This window comes from Lysinibacillus sp. AR18-8 (genome assembly GCF_001705465.1).
Classification (GTDB): domain Bacteria; phylum Bacillota; class Bacilli; order Bacillales_A; family Planococcaceae; genus Lysinibacillus; species Lysinibacillus capsici.
Map to the genome: position 1 here is coordinate 105627 of NZ_MDGU01000019.1, position 16414 is coordinate 122040.

Consider the following 16414-nt stretch of genomic DNA (forward strand, 5'->3'; position numbering starts at 1 on the left):
CCCCTTACGCTAATCTATGCTTCTTATCATTAAACATATGCCTTGCGAGAAAGATATAGACCCTGAAGTTCCTATTATTTCATTACTTGTAAATCGAGATGTTCCTAAGGAAATTTCCTCATTCGTTGTTTCATATTTTACTTGTCGTAATGTTACACCTTGAATAGGCTCCTCGTGAGCAAAAAAAGACAAGTATCGGTATCGATCATCTGCATAAATTGTATGTGTACCTGGTAGTAAAAATTGCAACATATTAGTATGATTGATTATCTTTAACTCAATTTGAGGATGCTCTTTTTGTAACCGATAAATAGAACGAACAGCTGCCTCGTAATGATCTAAACGCCCACCCGTCACACCTGTCAAAATAATTTCTTGTGGTGCAAACGTATAGGCTTTAAGCAAAGCTAAATCCGTGTCTGTTTCATTTTTCTCTTCTTGAAAACGTTGTTGATCATTGGTTTGTGCCATTACTTGTCGATATTCTTCATCCGTTAAAGAATCAAAATCACCAACAATAGCATGGGGCGTAATTCCTTGCTCAATTAAATATAAAGCGCCACGATCAGCCCCGATAAACACAACATCCTGTTGTTGCTGAAACGATGAAAATGAACAAAGCTCATTTTTTGGACCACCTGCACAAACAACGACTGTCGTCATCCTTTAATCGCTGCCTCACCAGCTAGTAAAATCTCTTGAAGAGCAGCTGTTCGATCTTCTTTACTATAGATAGCTGACCCAGCTACAAAAATTGTCGCTCCAGCCTGTGCACATGGCACAATTGTTTCAGCAGTAATACCACCATCAATTTCAATGGCAATATCTAAGCCTCGCTCCTTAATTATTGTTGATAATGCTTCAATTTTAGGTACAACAGAATGAATAAATTTTTGTCCACCGAATCCAGGATTAACAGTCATTAATAATACCATATCAATATCTTCTAAAATGTGTTGAATTGATTCTATCGGTGTATGTGGATTTAATACGACACCCGCTTTTACACCAAAAGAACGGATTAATTGAATTGTTCGATGTAAATGACGACATGCTTCTACATGTACTGTAATATAATCTGCTCCAGCTTTTGCGAACTGTTCAATATACTGATCTGGATTTTCTATCATTAAATGCACATCTAATGGTAACTTCGTTAATGGACGGATAGCATCCAATACAATGGAACCAAATGAGATATTCGGTACAAAGTGACCATCCATTACATCAATATGAATAAGTTGTGCACCTGCTTGCTCTACTTCCTTTACTTCTTCACCTAACTTTGCAAAATTTGCTGCTAAAATTGATGGTGCTATTTGTATCATCATTAATACCTCGGCTTTCGATCCATAATTTCTTGCATAAATTGTTCATAATGCTTGTAGCGGTAGTCTCGAATTTCCCCTGCTTCTACTGCTGCCTTTACTGCACATTTTGGCTCTTTCAAGTGTAAGCAACCTCTAAATTTACAATCATCCGCTACTCTAGCCATTTCAGGAAAACATACACCTAATTCTTCTTTCTCAATTTCGTCAAAATCAAAGGAACTAAATCCAGGCGTATCTGCTAATAAACCATCACAGACCTCTATCAGTTCAACATGACGAGTAGTATGTTTACCCCGTCCTAAGCTTTGGGATATAATACCCGTTTTTAAGTTCAACTCTGGAATGAGCGTATTAAGCAAAGTTGATTTCCCAACGCCCGATTGGCCAGCTAAAACGGTGGTTTTTCCCTTTAAAATAGGACGTAACCGTTCTACTAATTCTTCTTCATCTTTATATGTTTGCAAAACTGTATAGCCCATGCTTTCATAATCTGCTATATAATTTTGTAATTCATCACGTTCATCATTTTCTAGCAAATCCATTTTTGTTAAACAAATAATAGGATGTACATGGAAGGATTCTAACACAACTAAAAATCGATCCAGTAAAATGGTATTGAAATTCGGTTCCTTTACAGAAAACACCAAAATACCTTGATCAATATTAGCAATTGGCGGTCGTACTAATTCATTTTGACGCTCAAAAATCTTTTGTATTGTCCCATCAGAGCCTTCAGTTTCCATTGTATACTCTACAATATCACCTACGAGTGGGGATTCGCCACGATTACGAAATACCCCACGTCCTCGACATTGAATCAGTTGATGTCCATCAAATACATAATAATAACCACTTAATGCTTTTCTTATTTGGCCTTGCGCCATCCAATTCCTCCTTAATCGACATCATTATAATTAACTTTGCCTTCTAAAATTATTTCTGAGTCACGAATTATTCTATAACTCGCATCTTTGCCATCTTCAATTGTAAGCTGAATGTTGTATGGCGTATCACTTAAAATTTCAAATACTTCAACAGGTTCAGACAATGTATGATTTTTATCTTGAATTTCAATTCGAATATTTTGAGCTATTCCCTCTTCTGTAGGTTTATACTCAATGACTACAGGAATGACACGTAGTTTATCGGGCTGTTTTGCTGGCCCTTTACTTATTACAACCGATATCATAGAACCTTCTTCTACCATAGTACCCGCTTTTGTCAATTGCGAAATTACACTGCCAGCTGGGATGGTTTCATGATGTTCTTCACGAGATATACGCCAATTGAGACCTGCTCTTTTCACATAGTCATCCATATCAGCTTTCGTATAATTTACAACATTTTCAACCCTTACCATTCTAACTCCTTGGCTAACTTTAAACGTGATTGTTTCTTCTTTCGCTACTACCTCAGAATTTGGTGGTATGCTTTGTTCAATAATTCTTCCTTCTGGCTCATTAGAAGGGACATCCTCTTTTATTACATCTTTATACTTTCCTTTTATTAAAGCTTCAACTTGACTATAATTTTGTCCAACATAATTATCAACAGTCGTCATCTCTACACCTAAACTAACGATTAAGTCTACCTCTGAGCCTTTTTCACGTAATGAATTTTTTGATGGGTCCGTTTCTATAACTTTCCCCTTCTCTATTTCCTCATGATTTCGCTCCTGATGCTCTTCACCAACAACAAATCCATCTGCTTCTAATTTTTTTGTCGCTTCCTCTATTGTTAAATTTGCTACATCTGGTATAGCCACTTTTTTCGGGCTAAATAAATCTTTTGCAAAAATAAAGAATAAGAAAATGACAACCGCTGCAATGAATAGTCCTGCAACATATTTGGGCCAATTTTTCTTCTTTCCCTTTACAGGAACTGGCTTTTCTACAGGCTTTTTAGGTTGTGGTTGAGAAGGTGCTTTAGCTTCCATAATCGGTTCAATAACTCTTGTTTTAGTTAGATCTTCGTCTTTTTTATGCATCTGCTCTTTAATGATGGGAATAGCTTTCGTTACATCATTATCCACAGGTATGACAAATTTGGGATCGTTGATTCTAGATGGTGTTAGTACGGTTTCCAAATCTTCATACATTTCTTCCACTGTAGTATAACGATGGGATGAATCTTTGGCAGTAGCCTTTAATACTACATTTTCCAAGCTTTGGGGAATCGTTGCATCAAAAGCACGGACAGAAGGCGTTTCGGCTTGTAAATGCTTAAGTGCTATTGAAACAGCAGATTCACCAGAAAATGGAAGTTCACCTGTTAATAATTCATATAACACAATACCGAGTGCGTAAATATCTGATTTGTTTGTAGCTGTACCGCCGCGAGCTTGCTCTGGTGATAAATAATGGACTGTACCAAGCACAGAATTTGTTTGAGTAAATGATGTAGCACTTAACGTCATGGCAATACCAAAATCCGTAATTTTCACATTACCTTCCGCATCCATTAATATATTTTGCGGTTTAATATCACGGTGGATAATATGGTTTTCATGGGCATTAGCAATGGCAGACGTTAATTGCTTCATAATATGCACACTTCTAGCAGGAGAAATTGGTGCAAATTCTTGTATGTACTGCTTTAATGTTTTTCCTTGAACATATTCCATCACAATATAGTGTAGATCTCCATCGTCACCTACATCATAAACACTAACAATATTTGGATGTGTAAGACTTGTAGCAGACAGTGCCTCACGTTGAAAACGTCGATGTAATTCATCCTCATTGGAAAAATCATAGCGTAATATTTTAATGGCTACATCACGATTTAAAATCATATCGTGTGCTAAATAAACATTGGACATACCTCCGCCACCAATGAGTTCTAAAATTTTATAACGGTCACTAATTCTTTTACCTACAAGCATTCTTACACCTCCTCATCCTTTTTTGTTAATAGCACGAGGGAGATATTGTCTTCTCCCCCGCTGGCATTTGCTAATTCTACAAGTTTACGTCCCTTTTCCTTAATGGAGTCTGGATACGTAATTATCGATGCCATTTCATAAACAGTTAGTTTATTGCTTAATCCATCTGAACAAATGAGTAAATACGATTCTGATGCTAAATCTACTTCATAAAAGTCTGGTTCGATTGTGTCCTCTGTCCCAACCGCTTTTAAGATGAAATTTTTCTTTGGATGTGTCAAAGCCTCTTCTTCGCTTATCTCACCATTTTCGACCAAGACGTTCACATATGAATGATCTCTTGTTATTTGTTGTGCACCATCTTCAAAGAAATAATACACACGACTGTCTCCCACATGTGCAATGAAGCAATGTTGTTCTTCGATTAACACTGCAATAAATGTCGTGCCCATTCCTTTACAGTCTTCATGTGATAAAGAATAGTCATATATTGTTTTATTCAATTGCTTAACTGTTTGTAATAACCATTCTTTTTTTGATGTTGTGGATACAAAATGATGTGTGTCTGCCTGTAAAAAAAAGGATTCCATTTGTTTGATTGCCATATCACTTGCTACATCACCAGCATTATGACCACCCATGCCATCCGCTACAAGTGCTAGTGCAAGTCCATCTGGACGTTTAAAGAATGCAGCACGGTCCTCATTAATGGATCGTTTTAAACCAATATCACTTTCGACTGTGTATTCCAATACTGGTCACCTCGTTTCTTCAGATCTCTCTTGTGCACGTAATTGACCACACGCAGCAGCGATATCTGAACCTTGCTCTCGGCGGATCGTTACGTTAATACCATTTTTCTTTAATGTTTTTTCAAAAGCAAAAATTTGACTACGAGATGTACGAACATAATCACGTTCTGGTACATAGTTTACAGGAATTAAGTTGACATGACATTTAATTCCTTTAATTAAAGCAGATAGTTCCTCTGCGATTTCTACTGAATCATTTTCACCAGACATCAGCCCATACTCGAAACTCACTCGTCGACCTGTTTTTTTTGTATAGTATCGCACAGCTTCCATTAATTCTTCCAATTTATAAGCACGGGCAATTGGCATTAGCTTTTGACGTGCTTCTTGGTTTGGCGCATGCAGAGAAACGGCAAAGTTAATTTGTAATTGTTCATCTGCAAACTGGTAAATTTTAGGGACAATACCCGATGTTGAAACTGTGATATGACGTGCTCCGATATTTAAACCTTTTTCATGATTGATCACTTTTAAGAAGTTCATCATTGCATCATAGTTATCGAAAGGTTCACCAATACCCATAATGACAATATGAGATACTCGCTCGCCCAATTCATCTAATGTTTGCTGCACTTTGACAACTTGCTCCACAATTTCCCCTGCTAATAAATGTCGCTTCAAACCACCTAAAGTGGAAGCACAAAACGTACAGCCAATTCGGCAGCCTACTTGTGTTGTTACACAGACAGAATTTCCATATTCATGGCGCATTAAAACAGTTTCTATTGAATAGCCATCTTGTAATTGGAATAAAAATTTAATGGTACCATCTTTAGATTCTTGTTTAATAATGGTTGATAGTGTGGATAATGCAAAATTTGCAGTTAGTTTTTCGCGTAATCCCTTTGAAAGGTTTGACATTTCTTCAAATGTCTTTACACGTTTATTATACAGCCAGTCAAAAATTTGAGCAGCACGGAAAGGCTTTTCGCCATTTTCCTTTAGCCATTCTTCTAATTGATGAGGTTGTAACGAATAAATGGATTCTTTTAAATTTGGCTTTTCTTTTTTTACACGTCGAACGGGCTTTTCTTCTGCTTCTTCGACTAAATCGTTAATACGTTCATTAAATTTCTCTTGATCCACCATTAGTTGGATTCTCCTTTTTTACGAAAGGCGGCGACAAAGAAACCGTCACTGCCAAAGTCTTGTGGAAAGACTTGAAGCATGCCATTAGCTTGCTTTTCCGCTAATTTTGTTGGTAAAGATTCTAGTTGTATAGCTTCCATTTCTGGATGTGCTGTTAAAAAGGCTTTCACAGTGCCTTCGTTTTCTTGTATGTCTACTGTACACGTACTGTATACAAGCTTACCATCTGTTTTCAAAACTTTCGTTGCTGCATCAAGTAAAGCTAATTGGATTTTTTGAAGACTTTCTAAATCTTCTTCTCGCTTTGTATATTTAATATCTGGTTTACGTCGCATAACTCCTAGTCCACTACATGGTGCATCGACTAAGATAGCATCAAAAGACGCTGCTTGTAAAAATTCTGGTGCTTTCCGTCCATCTATTGGGGCTGTTTCAACAATATCAAGCCCTAGACGCTCTGTATTATGGTCGATTAAATCTAATTTATGTGGATGAAGGTCTGTTGCTAAAATAGACCCTTCATTTTTCATTATTTCGGCAATATGTGTTGTTTTTCCACCAGGTGCCGCACACATATCCAAGACACGCATACCTGGAGATGGATTTAGCACATTAGCAGGTATCATTGAACTTTCATCCTGAATAGTAATCATACCTTCTTTGAAGGCTTTTGTACGAGCAGGTTGACCGTTTGTAATGTATAAGCACTCTGGTATAACGTCGCTTTGATTAGCCGTTAATCCTTCTGCCTCTAACTTGGCAATTGCTTGCTGAACAGTTGCTTTTGTCGTATTAACACGCACAGTCTGCACAGGCGGTCTATTATTTTCATGCAACATTTCAGTCGCTACTTCAAAACCGTAGTTATCAACAAATCTTTGAACTAACCACATTGGATGACTTGTTTCTATTGAAAGGCGCTCAATTGGATCTGCTATGTCATCTGTTGAAGGGACTCCACTGCGTAACACGGATCTTAATATGCCATTGACCATAGAAGCGATTCCACGATGCCCTCGACGCTTGGCAATTTCTACTGCTTCGTTTACTGCAGCGTGTGGAGGGATACGTGTTAAATAATGGATTTGATACAACGAAATTCTTAATAACCAGCGAACCCAATGATCAATTGAACCACGAATAAATGGCTCTAAGTAATAATCAAGTGTCATTTTATGCTGTAAAGTTCCATACGTTATTTCAGTCAATAAAGCACGATCTTTTGCTTCAATTTTATGCCGTTTAATTGTTTCATTTAGCAATAAGTTGCTATAAGCCTGATTTTTATCAACTGCTAATAGAATTGACAATGCGGCATCTCGTACATTGCCATCCCAAATCACTACACTTTTTTTACTCATTTAAATTGGTCCCCAATCTGTAATTTAGAACCTGTCCCACGTAAATATTCCTCTGCGGTCATGCGCTTTTTACCAGCTGGTTGCACATCATATAATGCTAAAGTTGTCCCGTTGCCAGCTGCTACCTCAAAGTGATCTTTATCAATGGCAACCACTGTACCTGGATTAGCCTCATGCTTACTTTTGCCAATCGTTGCCCACCAAATTTTAAAATTACCATCCTCAAAAGTAGTATAAGCAACAGGCCATGGATGAAGACCGCGCACTTGATTGTATAAAGTAATAGCATCGTTGGTCCAATCAATCCGTTCTTGTTCCCTTGAAATATTACTTGCAAAGGTAACTTGTGCTTCATCTTGAACTGTACGGTTATTTGTACCATTTATAATAGAAGGAAGTGTTTCCTTAAGTAATTCACAGCCAACCATACTTAGCTTATCAAAAAGTCCACCAGTATGATCATCTTCTTCAATAGGGATCGCTTTTTGAGAGATAATATCTCCCGCATCAAGCTTTTCTGCCATATACATGATTGTTACTCCTGTTTCTTTTTCACCATCCATGACGGCTTGGTGAATCGGAGCCCCTCCACGATATTTTGGTAATAGGGAGGCATGGACATTAATGCAGCCTAGAGCTGGTGCATCTAATAATTCTTTTGGTAGTATCTGTCCAAATGCTGCTGTTATTACTAGATCAGGCTGTAAAGCAAGAATCTGCTGTAACTCCTCGGAGCCACGCAATTTTTCAGGTTGAATAATTGGCAAGCCAAGTTCCAAAGCCGTTGCCTTTACTGGCGGCGGTGTTAATACTCGCTTACGCCCAACTGGACGATCTGGTTGTGTTACAACTGCTTTAATAGCATATCCTTCATCATGTAGCATACGCAAAATAGGTGCGGAGAAGTCAGGTGTTCCCATAAAAACGATAGATGTCATTTTATTCCTCCTCTTCAGCGTACATTTCTTCTAGTTCTTCTGCTGTGACAATACGCTTGATTTTTGAATCGAAAAGCACACCATCTAAATGATCAATTTCATGTAAAATCGCACGGGCATCAAAGCCACCTGCCTCTAATTCATAAACACGTCCTTCACGATCACATGCTTCAATTTTGACATAACTAGGACGTTCCACTTCTCCATATAACCCTGGAAAGCTCAAGCATCCTTCAATATCTACTTCTGCTCCGTCCGTTTCAACGACAGTTGGATTAATCATTTCTAAAATATCACGTTCTTCACCTAGTTCAACAATTGCTACCCGTAACCCTACGTCTATTTGTGGTGCCGCAATTCCAACGCCATCATATTCCACCATAGTGTCATATAAATCATCAAGTAATGTAATAATTTCATCATTAATTTCTGTCACTTCAGCACACGGTGTGGATAGTACTTTTGCAGGATTTTCAATTACTTTTTTTATAGCCATTATTATTTCCTCATTTCTGCTTTAAAGCTAGTGCACTAGCTAATTGATACTTTTATTAAAAATCGTGCTATTATTACACGCTAACTATATACTAGACGGATCTAAATCTACCGTCATTAATATTCCTTGTTTAATCCACTCTGCTCTATACATAGCAAGTAAACGTTGTAACACGGGAATTAGATTTGGTTCAATTTTATATTTTATCAAACATTGATAACGATATCTATTTTGGAGACGAGCAATACTCGCAGTTGTTGGTCCTATTATTGCTACTTGATTCGATAAGTTCCCTCGTAACCAATCAGCCACTCGACCAGCATATTCAGCAGCCATCATGACATCTTCATGGGATAATTGAATAAGAGCTACAAAATAATAAGGTGGATAGTTTGATCTGCGACGTAAAAACATCTCACGTTCATAAAATGGTTCATACTCTTGTGTTTTAGCTAAATCAATTGCGTAATGCTCAGGTGTATACGTTTGAATGATGACTTCCCCTAGCTTGTCATGTCTCCCAGCTCGGCCACTTACCTGTGTTAATAGCTGAAATGTTCGCTCTGCTGCGCGGTAATCAGGTAAATGTAAGGATGTATCAGCACTAAGTACACCGACTAGCGTAATATTTGGAAAATCCAGACCCTTTGCGATCATTTGAGTACCCAGCAAAATATCTGCATGCCCTGCCCCAAATGTCTCTAATATTTCTTCATGTGCCCCTTTATGCTTCGTAGTATCTACATCCATACGTAATACTCTTGCCTCAGGAAACAACTTATACAGCTCCTCTTCCACCTTTTGTGTACCTGTACCAAAATAACGAATATGATCACTTTGACATTGCGGACATATTTGTGGAACATGTTCCTCGTAACCACAATAATGACATTTCAATTTTTCAGTTGTTCGATGATAGGTTAATGAAATATCGCAATTTGGACATTGGACAACTGTTCCACAATCTCGGCAGAGTACAAATGATGAATAGCCACGACGGTTTAAAAACAGCACCATTTGTTCTTTTTTCTCAAGTCTTAAACGGATTGCTTCTATCAGTGATTGGGAAAACATCGAACGATTACCTTGTCTCAGCTCTTCACGCATATCTGCAATAAAAACAGTCGGCAAAGCCTGATGTAAAGCACGGTGTTTTAAGGAGAGTAGCTTATATACTCCCTTTTTAGCTCTTGCAAATGATTCTAATGCTGGTGTTGCACTCCCTAAAATAATAGGACAGTTATAAAATTCGCTACGCCAGATGGCTACATCTCTTGCATGATAACGTGGTGAATCTTCTTGCTTATAAGTTGATTCATGTTCCTCATCCAATATAATAAGCCCTATATTCGTAAAAGGAGCAAAAATAGCTGAACGAGCTCCAACTACGACCTTCACTTTGCCTTGTTGGATTTTACGCCATTCATCATATTTCTCCCCTACAGATAATCCACTATGCATCACAGCAACCATCTCACCAAAGCGACTGCGGAATCGTTCGGTCATTTGTGGAGTTAAAGAGATTTCAGGTACCAACATAATGGCTTCTTTTCCTTCTTCTAATACCTTTTGAATAGCCTGCAAATAAACCTCTGTTTTACCACTTCCTGTTACACCATGTAATAAAAAGGTTTGCGCTATTTGCTGGTCCATAGCTGTAGTAATAGCTTGGAGAGCAACCTGCTGCTCACTCGTTAATTGTAAGGCATGTGTACGTGAAAGTTCCTTCGTAAATGGATCACGAAATACTTCCTCTTGAATAAATTGAGCAGCTCCTTTATCAATTACTGCCTCTAAAACTGAAATAGAGACCCTTGCTTCGTCACAAATTTGTTGGGGAGTAAAAATCTCTCCTAAGTGTTGGCACATCCATTGCAGTAATAGCCGTTGTTTAGCTGCTCTGGATGATTGCTCTAAAGCACGTTCAATAAGTTGTTGGTCTGCTGTTATTTGAACCATTCGAATTTCTTTCACATTTCCCTGTTGCTTCACAACATTTTCGATTGAAACAATGTTTTCTGCGACCAATTGCTTCAAAAGGGGTAGTAAACCTGCTCGCTCAAATTCTTTAAAATTTGCTCGTTGACGCTTCCCGAATATAGCCTGTACCTCTAGTGGCAATTGTTGACCTTGCTGTAGCTTAATCATTTTTTCATACTTGGCTCGAAGTGCAGATGGTAACATCACTTGCAAGGCATCTATTTCATAGCAAATTGTATCGTTCTTCAACCACTTCGCCATTCGCAACATCTCTTCTGTCAGGACTGGCTCCATATCTAAAATTTGATTGATTGCCTTTAGTTTATTTAACGGTACATCTGTTTCTTTCTTCAATCCAACAACAAAACCCAGGACATTCCTTGGACCAAATGGCACTTTAACACGACTTCCTAACTCGATAACACTAATCCATTCTACAGGTACTTGATAATCAAATGGACGGTCTACATGGTAAGTAGAGACATCTACAATGACCTCTGCTATCAAGAAGCTCATTGTTCCTCACCCTTTATAATATATGACCATAATGTCTGAGCAAAAAGTTGTGGGTTAATTGTAGCCAAAAACTGTCCGTTAAGCTGCGCTTTTTCACTAAAATCAATCCATCTCTCAGAAAGTATATTAAGCATTGGAGTTCCTTGCACTTTTTGTCCGAAAGTGATCGCTTTTATGCCTTCTACCGAAATGATCGGCGTTTCCTTTATAGTCGGCACATTTGCTGCATGGATCAATATTGCCTGAGGATATTGGATTTTATAAGCCTCCAGTTGCTGTATAGCATCAAACAAATTAGAATTTTCTATTTCAATTACATGTGCGCCTAGCATTCTTGCTTCATGTGCTAAAGCTCGGCCTATGGCTCCAGTTGCCTGTGGACTAATTACATGCTGTTCATCCAATGGTACATGTAGGGCACCCGCAGTCACTATGACTGTTTTATCTGTTAGTGGTGTAGTTTTTCCCGAAAAAAAATCTTGAACAAGTGCAGTGATTTTTTCTGGCTCCTCTAGACGGCCCTTCCCGACATAGCCACATGCTAAAAAGCCTTCGGAAGGCTCAATAAATTTGTAGCCATCAGCTGATAGCCTATCCAAATTACGTTTTACCGCTGGATGGTCGTACATGTGTACATTCATGGCTGGTGCAATCCATACAGGTGCTGTCGTAGCAAGCAGGGTTGTTGTGATCATATCATCTGCTATACCATTGGCCATTTTTCCTATTATATTTGCTGTAGCGGGCGCTACTAAAATTAAATCAGCCCAGTCTGCTAAGTCTATATGAGCAATCACACTTGAATCTTTTTCATCAAACGTGTCAAAATAAACATCATTTTTGGACATCACTTGAAAACTTAATGGATTTACAAACTGTCTAGCAGAGGCTGTCATGATGACTTTTACATTGGCTCCTGCTTGTGATAGCTTGCTTACAAGTGCCACAGCTTTATATACGGCAATCCCGCCTGAAACACAAAGTAAAATATTTTTATTCATGCTAGGTGTCGTCCTTTCAAATGATAAGCTCCCAAAGAAGGATTCCCTGGGAGCTTTCGGCATTCTGTATAATTAAAATCTACTGCTAACTAGACTAGCATGCATGTAAACATAGTAAAGCTCTTTACATGATGTTAGATTTCGTCCTCATACACAGTTGACTCATCCTGTGATACTTTCGTAAGTACACCTGCCGCTACTTCTTCAAGTGCTTTCCCAACATATTTATGGGAAACATACTTGTGTAAGCGTTCTGTGTCTTGCTCTTCTTGCATTTGGCGAGCACGTTTAGAAGCAAGGCTCACTAATGAATATTTTGAATCGATTTCTTTTTTTAAAGCGTCTACTGATGGGTATAGCATTGTTTTATTCTCCTCTCAACATTGACAAATATCTTTTTTCAACACGTTCTCTACGACAATGCTCGGCTTTAATAATCGCATTTATACGATCACAGGCATTCGTCACTTCATCATTTTCCACAACATAATCATACAAGCTCATCATTTCAAGCTCTTCACTTGCAGTTGCGATTCGTTTGGCAATGATATCCTCCGTTTCTGTCCCACGTCCAACTAAACGATCTTTTAATTCCGTTAAACTTGGAGGGGCTAAGAAAATAAATAAGGCATCTGGTGCTTTTTTACGAATTTGTGCTGCACCCTGCACTTCGATTTCTAAAAATACATCACGACCTGCATCAAGTGTTTCATTTACATAAGCTAATGGTGTTCCATAATAGTTACCGACAAATTCAGCGTGCTCTAATAAGCCACCTTGTTCGATTAACACTTCAAATTCATGACGTGTCTTGAAAAAATAGTCTACACCATCTACTTCACCTTCGCGAGGATTTCGTGTTGTCATCGAGATGGAATACTCATAATTCGTATTCGGCTGAGAAAATAATTCTTTTCGCACTGTCCCTTTACCTACACCAGAGGGGCCAGACAGAACAATTAATAATCCACGTTCTTTTATCATTTATTCTCTATATCTCCCTTAATTTATAACAGACACGTGCAAGTTATTCGATGTTTTGCACTTGCTCACGCATCTTTTCTAAAATTGTTTTCGCCTGAACAACAGCAATCGCTGCTTCTGTAGATTGATTTTTTGAACCAATCGTATTAATCTCGCGATGTATTTCCTGCATTAAAAAGTCCAATTTACGCCCAACCGAAATCTTTTCAAGTAATGTTTCCTCCAGCTGATTGAAGTGACTATCTAATCTGTCTAATTCTTCGGAGATGTCTACTCGTTCTGCAAAAATTGCTACTTCCGCTAGTAAACGATCTTCTAGCAATGTGCCATCTGCAACTTCATTAATTCGCTCTATTAATCGTGTACGATATTTTTCAACAGCAAGTGAAGAACACAAACGTATCTGATTGACTTGCTCCATTAACTGTTCTTTATATTGTACAACAACCTCTTGTAATTCTTGCCCTTCACGCTCACGCATTTGAACGAGCTGTGAAATCGCTTGTGAAATCGCTTGTTCAACAGCACTGAGCAAATCCTCTGGTGTAAGCTGGGGTTTTTGCTGTACAAGTGCCTGCTCTAACGATAAAAGCTCTTGCATCGTCCATTTTTCTTCAAGTGGTACTTTACTTGCTAATTGCTCTTTTGCCTTACGATACGCTTCAATTAATGACCAATTAATCTCAATAGATTGCTCTACGTTCTCTAAGTCCTTCACATATACCATCACATCAATTTTGCCGCGTGACAAAGCTTGAGAAATTAGTTTCTTTGCAAAAATTTCAGCTTCAAGCCATTCTTTCGGAAATTTTGCATTAATTTCTAAAAAACGATGGTTGACCGAGCGCATTTCCACGGTTAATTGAAAGTCTCTAGTTGTTGTGACACCTCTGCCAAAACCAGTCATACTACGCACCAAGGTTCGTCACACCTTTCTTTGCATACTGGGATTATTATAACATAAGCTTTGTCGATTATGACGACTCTCCAAAAAAATTTGGTTAAAGAAAAGCTAATTCTACCACAATTGAAGCTATATTTTAATATTCACCTAAAAAATGCTATGATAAACATACCAAAAGAGTATTTGCGAGCTTAAAAATAGTGCATGCAGATACAAGAAAAAATACGAAAGTACCAAGATGCTTGATATCGTTGGAAAGAGGAATTCATATGGCATTTGATGGCTTATTTACTTATTCAATAACTGCCGACCTACAACAGCTAGTCACTGGTCGGATTACCAAAATACATCAACCCAATGCACAAGAAGTTATTTTACATGTGCGAGCGAACGGAAAGAATCATAAATTACTGTTTTCCATCCACTCTTCTTATGCACGTGTACACCTTACTGAACAGGTGATTGAAAATCCAGCAGAGCCGCCAATGTTTTGTATGCTTTTGCGTAAGCATATAGAGGGTGGTTTTATTGCTTCTATAAAACAGCGTGATTTTGATCGCATTATAATAGTAGAAATTGAAAGTAAAAATGAAATTGGAGATCCAATTGTAAGAGAAATACATGCTGAAATTATGGGTAGACATAGTAATCTACTGTTGATTGATCAAGAGCAGGGAAAAATTATTGACAGCCTAAAACATCTACCGCCTTCAGTCAATAGCTTCCGTACTGTACTACCAGGGCAACCGTATATTGCACCACCCGCACAAAACAAATGGAATCCTTTAACAGTGACAGATGAAGAGCTAACAGCATTTTTTGCTGAAGGGAAAACCTCTAAAGAGCTAGTGCAGCAATTAGCTGGTTTTTCACCTCTTCATGCGGAAGAATTATTGTATCGAATGAAGACGACTTCAAATACGCTAGTATGTTTCAAGGATTTTATGACCTCCTTTGCGAACGGTGGAATGAAGCCTATGTACGTACTCTTCAATCAGAAAGTATACTTTTCCCCTATCGAATTAACGCATTTGCATGATGGGGATATAACAATCTATCCTAATGTCCATGAGCTTCTTGATCGTGTATTCTTTGCTCGTGCAGAGCGAGATCGTGTAAAACAACAAGCAGGCGATTTAGAGCGCTGGCTACAAAATGAGATTGACAAATTAGCTTTAAAAACAAAAAAGTTAACAAAGGATTATGAACGTGCCTCCAAGCTCGATCAATTCCAACTATATGGTGAGCTATTAATGGCTAATATCTATGCCTTTGAAAAAGGAGTTAAGGAAGTTACTGTCACAAATTACTATAGTGAAACTGGCGAAGAAATAACGATTCCAGTAAGCGAACGTAAAACACCTATTGAAAATGCCCAAAGTTATTATACAAAATATACAAAGGCAAAAAATGCCTTGGTCATGGTTCAAGAGCAGCTAGAAAAAACTACTGATGAAATTTCTTACTTCGAAATGCTTGCACAGCAAGTTCAGCAGGCTTCTCCTGGTGATATTGAGGAAATTCGTGAAGAGCTAGCAGAGCAAGGTTACTTAAAACTACGTCATGCGAAGAAAAAGAAAAAACAAGCGAAACCTGAACCAGAACGCTATGTTTCTTCTACAGGTGTAACAATCTCTGTTGGAAAAAACAATAAACAAAATGACATGCTGACATTTAAACTAGCAAAGCGGACTGATATTTGGTTACACACAAAAGATATTCCTGGATCTCATGTTGTCATTCATTCAAGTGAACCCGATGAAACGACATTGCGAGAAGCTGCCACACTAGCCGCCTATTTTTCTAAGGCCAGAGAATCCTCTTCTGTGCCTGTAGATTATACCGAAATACGACAGGTCAAAAAACCAAATGGTGCCAAACCTGGTTTCGTCATCTATTTTGAACAAAAGACACTGTATATTGACCCGGATGAGGCAGTCATTTTACAGTTAAAGAAACAGTCATAAAGGAAGAAACCGATACAAATAGTATCGGTTTCTTCCTTTCAGACTGTAGACAAACTCAATGAATTTTGAGTTTGCCTACAGTCTTTTTTCTTTTACAATAAAATAAAGTAAAGCCGTTGATTGGAACGAAGGGCGGACGCTTTCCGCGGGC

At 38.1% G+C, this 16414-nt stretch carries 15 protein-coding genes; 1 reads left to right on the forward strand and 14 read right to left on the reverse strand.

Annotated features, from left to right (window positions below; genetic code table 11):
* Positions 1-9: 9 nt before the first annotated feature.
* The 14 genes from BFM98_RS15530 to BFM98_RS15595 all read right to left on the reverse strand — a co-directional run bounded on the left by BFM98_RS15530 (position 10) and on the right by BFM98_RS15595 (position 14311).
* Positions 10-663 (reverse strand): thiamine diphosphokinase, encoded by a 654-nt coding sequence (locus BFM98_RS15530; protein ID WP_048395359.1) that lies wholly within the window; start codon positions 661-663, stop codon positions 10-12.
* A complete protein-coding gene (gene rpe / locus BFM98_RS15535; RefSeq protein WP_048395360.1) occupies positions 660-1328 on the reverse strand; it encodes a ribulose-phosphate 3-epimerase in 669 nt (222 codons plus the stop codon). Before rpe ends, BFM98_RS15530 begins: the two co-directional genes overlap by 4 nt.
* Before the next feature lie 2 nt (positions 1329-1330).
* On the reverse strand, positions 1331-2215 hold the full coding sequence (gene rsgA / locus BFM98_RS15540; RefSeq protein ID WP_048395362.1) for a ribosome small subunit-dependent GTPase A: 885 nt from the start codon (positions 2213-2215) through the stop codon (positions 1331-1333).
* Positions 2216-2226: 11 nt separating this feature from the next.
* Complete coding sequence (gene pknB, locus BFM98_RS15545) at positions 2227-4215, reverse strand: Stk1 family PASTA domain-containing Ser/Thr kinase (RefSeq protein ID WP_048395364.1); 1989 nt, start codon at positions 4213-4215, stop codon at positions 2227-2229.
* Between the two features lie 2 nt (positions 4216-4217).
* On the reverse strand, positions 4218-4967 hold the full coding sequence (locus BFM98_RS15550; RefSeq protein WP_054549883.1) for a Stp1/IreP family PP2C-type Ser/Thr phosphatase: 750 nt from the start codon (positions 4965-4967) through the stop codon (positions 4218-4220).
* A gap of 6 nt (positions 4968-4973) precedes the next feature.
* Positions 4974-6116 carry a dual-specificity RNA methyltransferase RlmN gene (rlmN, locus tag BFM98_RS15555; RefSeq protein ID WP_048395368.1) on the reverse strand — a complete coding sequence of 381 codons (1143 nt, stop codon included), beginning with the start codon at positions 6114-6116 and terminating at the stop codon, positions 4974-4976.
* Complete coding sequence (gene rsmB / locus BFM98_RS15560; RefSeq protein ID WP_066037830.1) at positions 6116-7477, reverse strand: 16S rRNA (cytosine(967)-C(5))-methyltransferase RsmB; 1362 nt, start codon at positions 7475-7477, stop codon at positions 6116-6118. The genes rlmN and rsmB overlap by 1 nt, the downstream gene beginning before the upstream one ends.
* Positions 7474-8415 carry a methionyl-tRNA formyltransferase gene (gene fmt, locus BFM98_RS15565; protein WP_066037831.1) on the reverse strand — a complete coding sequence of 314 codons (942 nt, stop codon included), beginning with the start codon at positions 8413-8415 and terminating at the stop codon, positions 7474-7476. Before fmt ends, rsmB begins: the two co-directional genes overlap by 4 nt.
* 1 nt (position 8416) lies before the next feature.
* Entirely contained in the window at positions 8417-8911 is a 495-nt protein-coding gene (gene def / locus BFM98_RS15570; RefSeq protein ID WP_004227388.1) for a peptide deformylase, read from the reverse strand.
* A gap of 84 nt (positions 8912-8995) precedes the next feature.
* Positions 8996-11407 carry a primosomal protein N' gene (priA, locus tag BFM98_RS15575; RefSeq protein ID WP_083225384.1) on the reverse strand — a complete coding sequence of 804 codons (2412 nt, stop codon included), beginning with the start codon at positions 11405-11407 and terminating at the stop codon, positions 8996-8998.
* A complete protein-coding gene (gene coaBC / locus BFM98_RS15580) occupies positions 11404-12408 on the reverse strand; it encodes a bifunctional phosphopantothenoylcysteine decarboxylase/phosphopantothenate--cysteine ligase CoaBC (RefSeq protein ID WP_066037832.1) in 1005 nt (334 codons plus the stop codon). The genes priA and coaBC overlap by 4 nt, the downstream gene beginning before the upstream one ends.
* A 134-nt stretch (positions 12409-12542) precedes the next feature.
* On the reverse strand, positions 12543-12770 hold the full coding sequence (gene rpoZ, locus BFM98_RS15585; RefSeq protein ID WP_004227380.1) for a DNA-directed RNA polymerase subunit omega: 228 nt from the start codon (positions 12768-12770) through the stop codon (positions 12543-12545).
* A 4-nt stretch (positions 12771-12774) separates the two neighbouring features.
* Complete coding sequence (gene gmk / locus BFM98_RS15590; protein WP_004227379.1) at positions 12775-13392, reverse strand: guanylate kinase; 618 nt, start codon at positions 13390-13392, stop codon at positions 12775-12777.
* A gap of 43 nt (positions 13393-13435) precedes the next feature.
* Positions 13436-14311: a YicC/YloC family endoribonuclease gene (locus BFM98_RS15595; RefSeq protein WP_066037833.1), complete on the reverse strand. Its 876-nt coding sequence runs from the start codon at positions 14309-14311 to the stop codon at positions 13436-13438.
* A gap of 254 nt (positions 14312-14565) precedes the next feature.
* On the opposite strand from BFM98_RS15595, the gene BFM98_RS15600 reads away from it, so the two are divergent.
* Positions 14566-16263, forward strand: a complete 1698-nt coding sequence (locus tag BFM98_RS15600; protein ID WP_066037834.1) for an Rqc2 family fibronectin-binding protein — start codon at positions 14566-14568, stop codon at positions 16261-16263.
* Positions 16264-16414 lie beyond the last annotated feature (151 nt).

Bases quoted from the DNA above. Each gene is read 5' to 3' on its own strand.
- rpoZ (WP_004227380.1), bottom strand. From the start codon at position 12,770: ATGCTATACCCATCAGTAGACGCTTTAAAAAAAGAAATCGATTCAAAA.
- rsmB (WP_066037830.1), bottom strand. From the start codon at position 7,477: ATGAGTAAAAAAAGTGTAGTGATTTGGGATGGCAATGTACGAGATGCC.
- BFM98_RS15600 (WP_066037834.1), top strand. From the start codon at position 14,566: ATGGCATTTGATGGCTTATTTACTTATTCAATAACTGCCGACCTACAA.
- rsgA (WP_048395362.1), bottom strand. From the start codon at position 2,215: ATGGCGCAAGGCCAAATAAGAAAAGCATTAAGTGGTTATTATTATGTA.
- def (WP_004227388.1), bottom strand. From the start codon at position 8,911: ATGGCTATAAAAAAAGTAATTGAAAATCCTGCAAAAGTACTATCCACA.
- rpe (WP_048395360.1), bottom strand. From the start codon at position 1,328: ATGATACAAATAGCACCATCAATTTTAGCAGCAAATTTTGCAAAGTTA.
- fmt (WP_066037831.1), bottom strand. From the start codon at position 8,415: ATGACATCTATCGTTTTTATGGGAACACCTGACTTCTCCGCACCTATT.
- coaBC (WP_066037832.1), bottom strand. From the start codon at position 12,408: ATGAATAAAAATATTTTACTTTGTGTTTCAGGCGGGATTGCCGTATAT.
- gmk (WP_004227379.1), bottom strand. From the start codon at position 13,392: ATGATAAAAGAACGTGGATTATTAATTGTTCTGTCTGGCCCCTCTGGT.
- BFM98_RS15530 (WP_048395359.1), bottom strand. From the start codon at position 663: ATGACGACAGTCGTTGTTTGTGCAGGTGGTCCAAAAAATGAGCTTTGT.
- pknB (WP_048395364.1), bottom strand. From the start codon at position 4,215: ATGCTTGTAGGTAAAAGAATTAGTGACCGTTATAAAATTTTAGAACTC.
- priA (WP_083225384.1), bottom strand. From the start codon at position 11,407: ATGAGCTTCTTGATAGCAGAGGTCATTGTAGATGTCTCTACTTACCAT.
- rlmN (WP_048395368.1), bottom strand. From the start codon at position 6,116: ATGGTGGATCAAGAGAAATTTAATGAACGTATTAACGATTTAGTCGAA.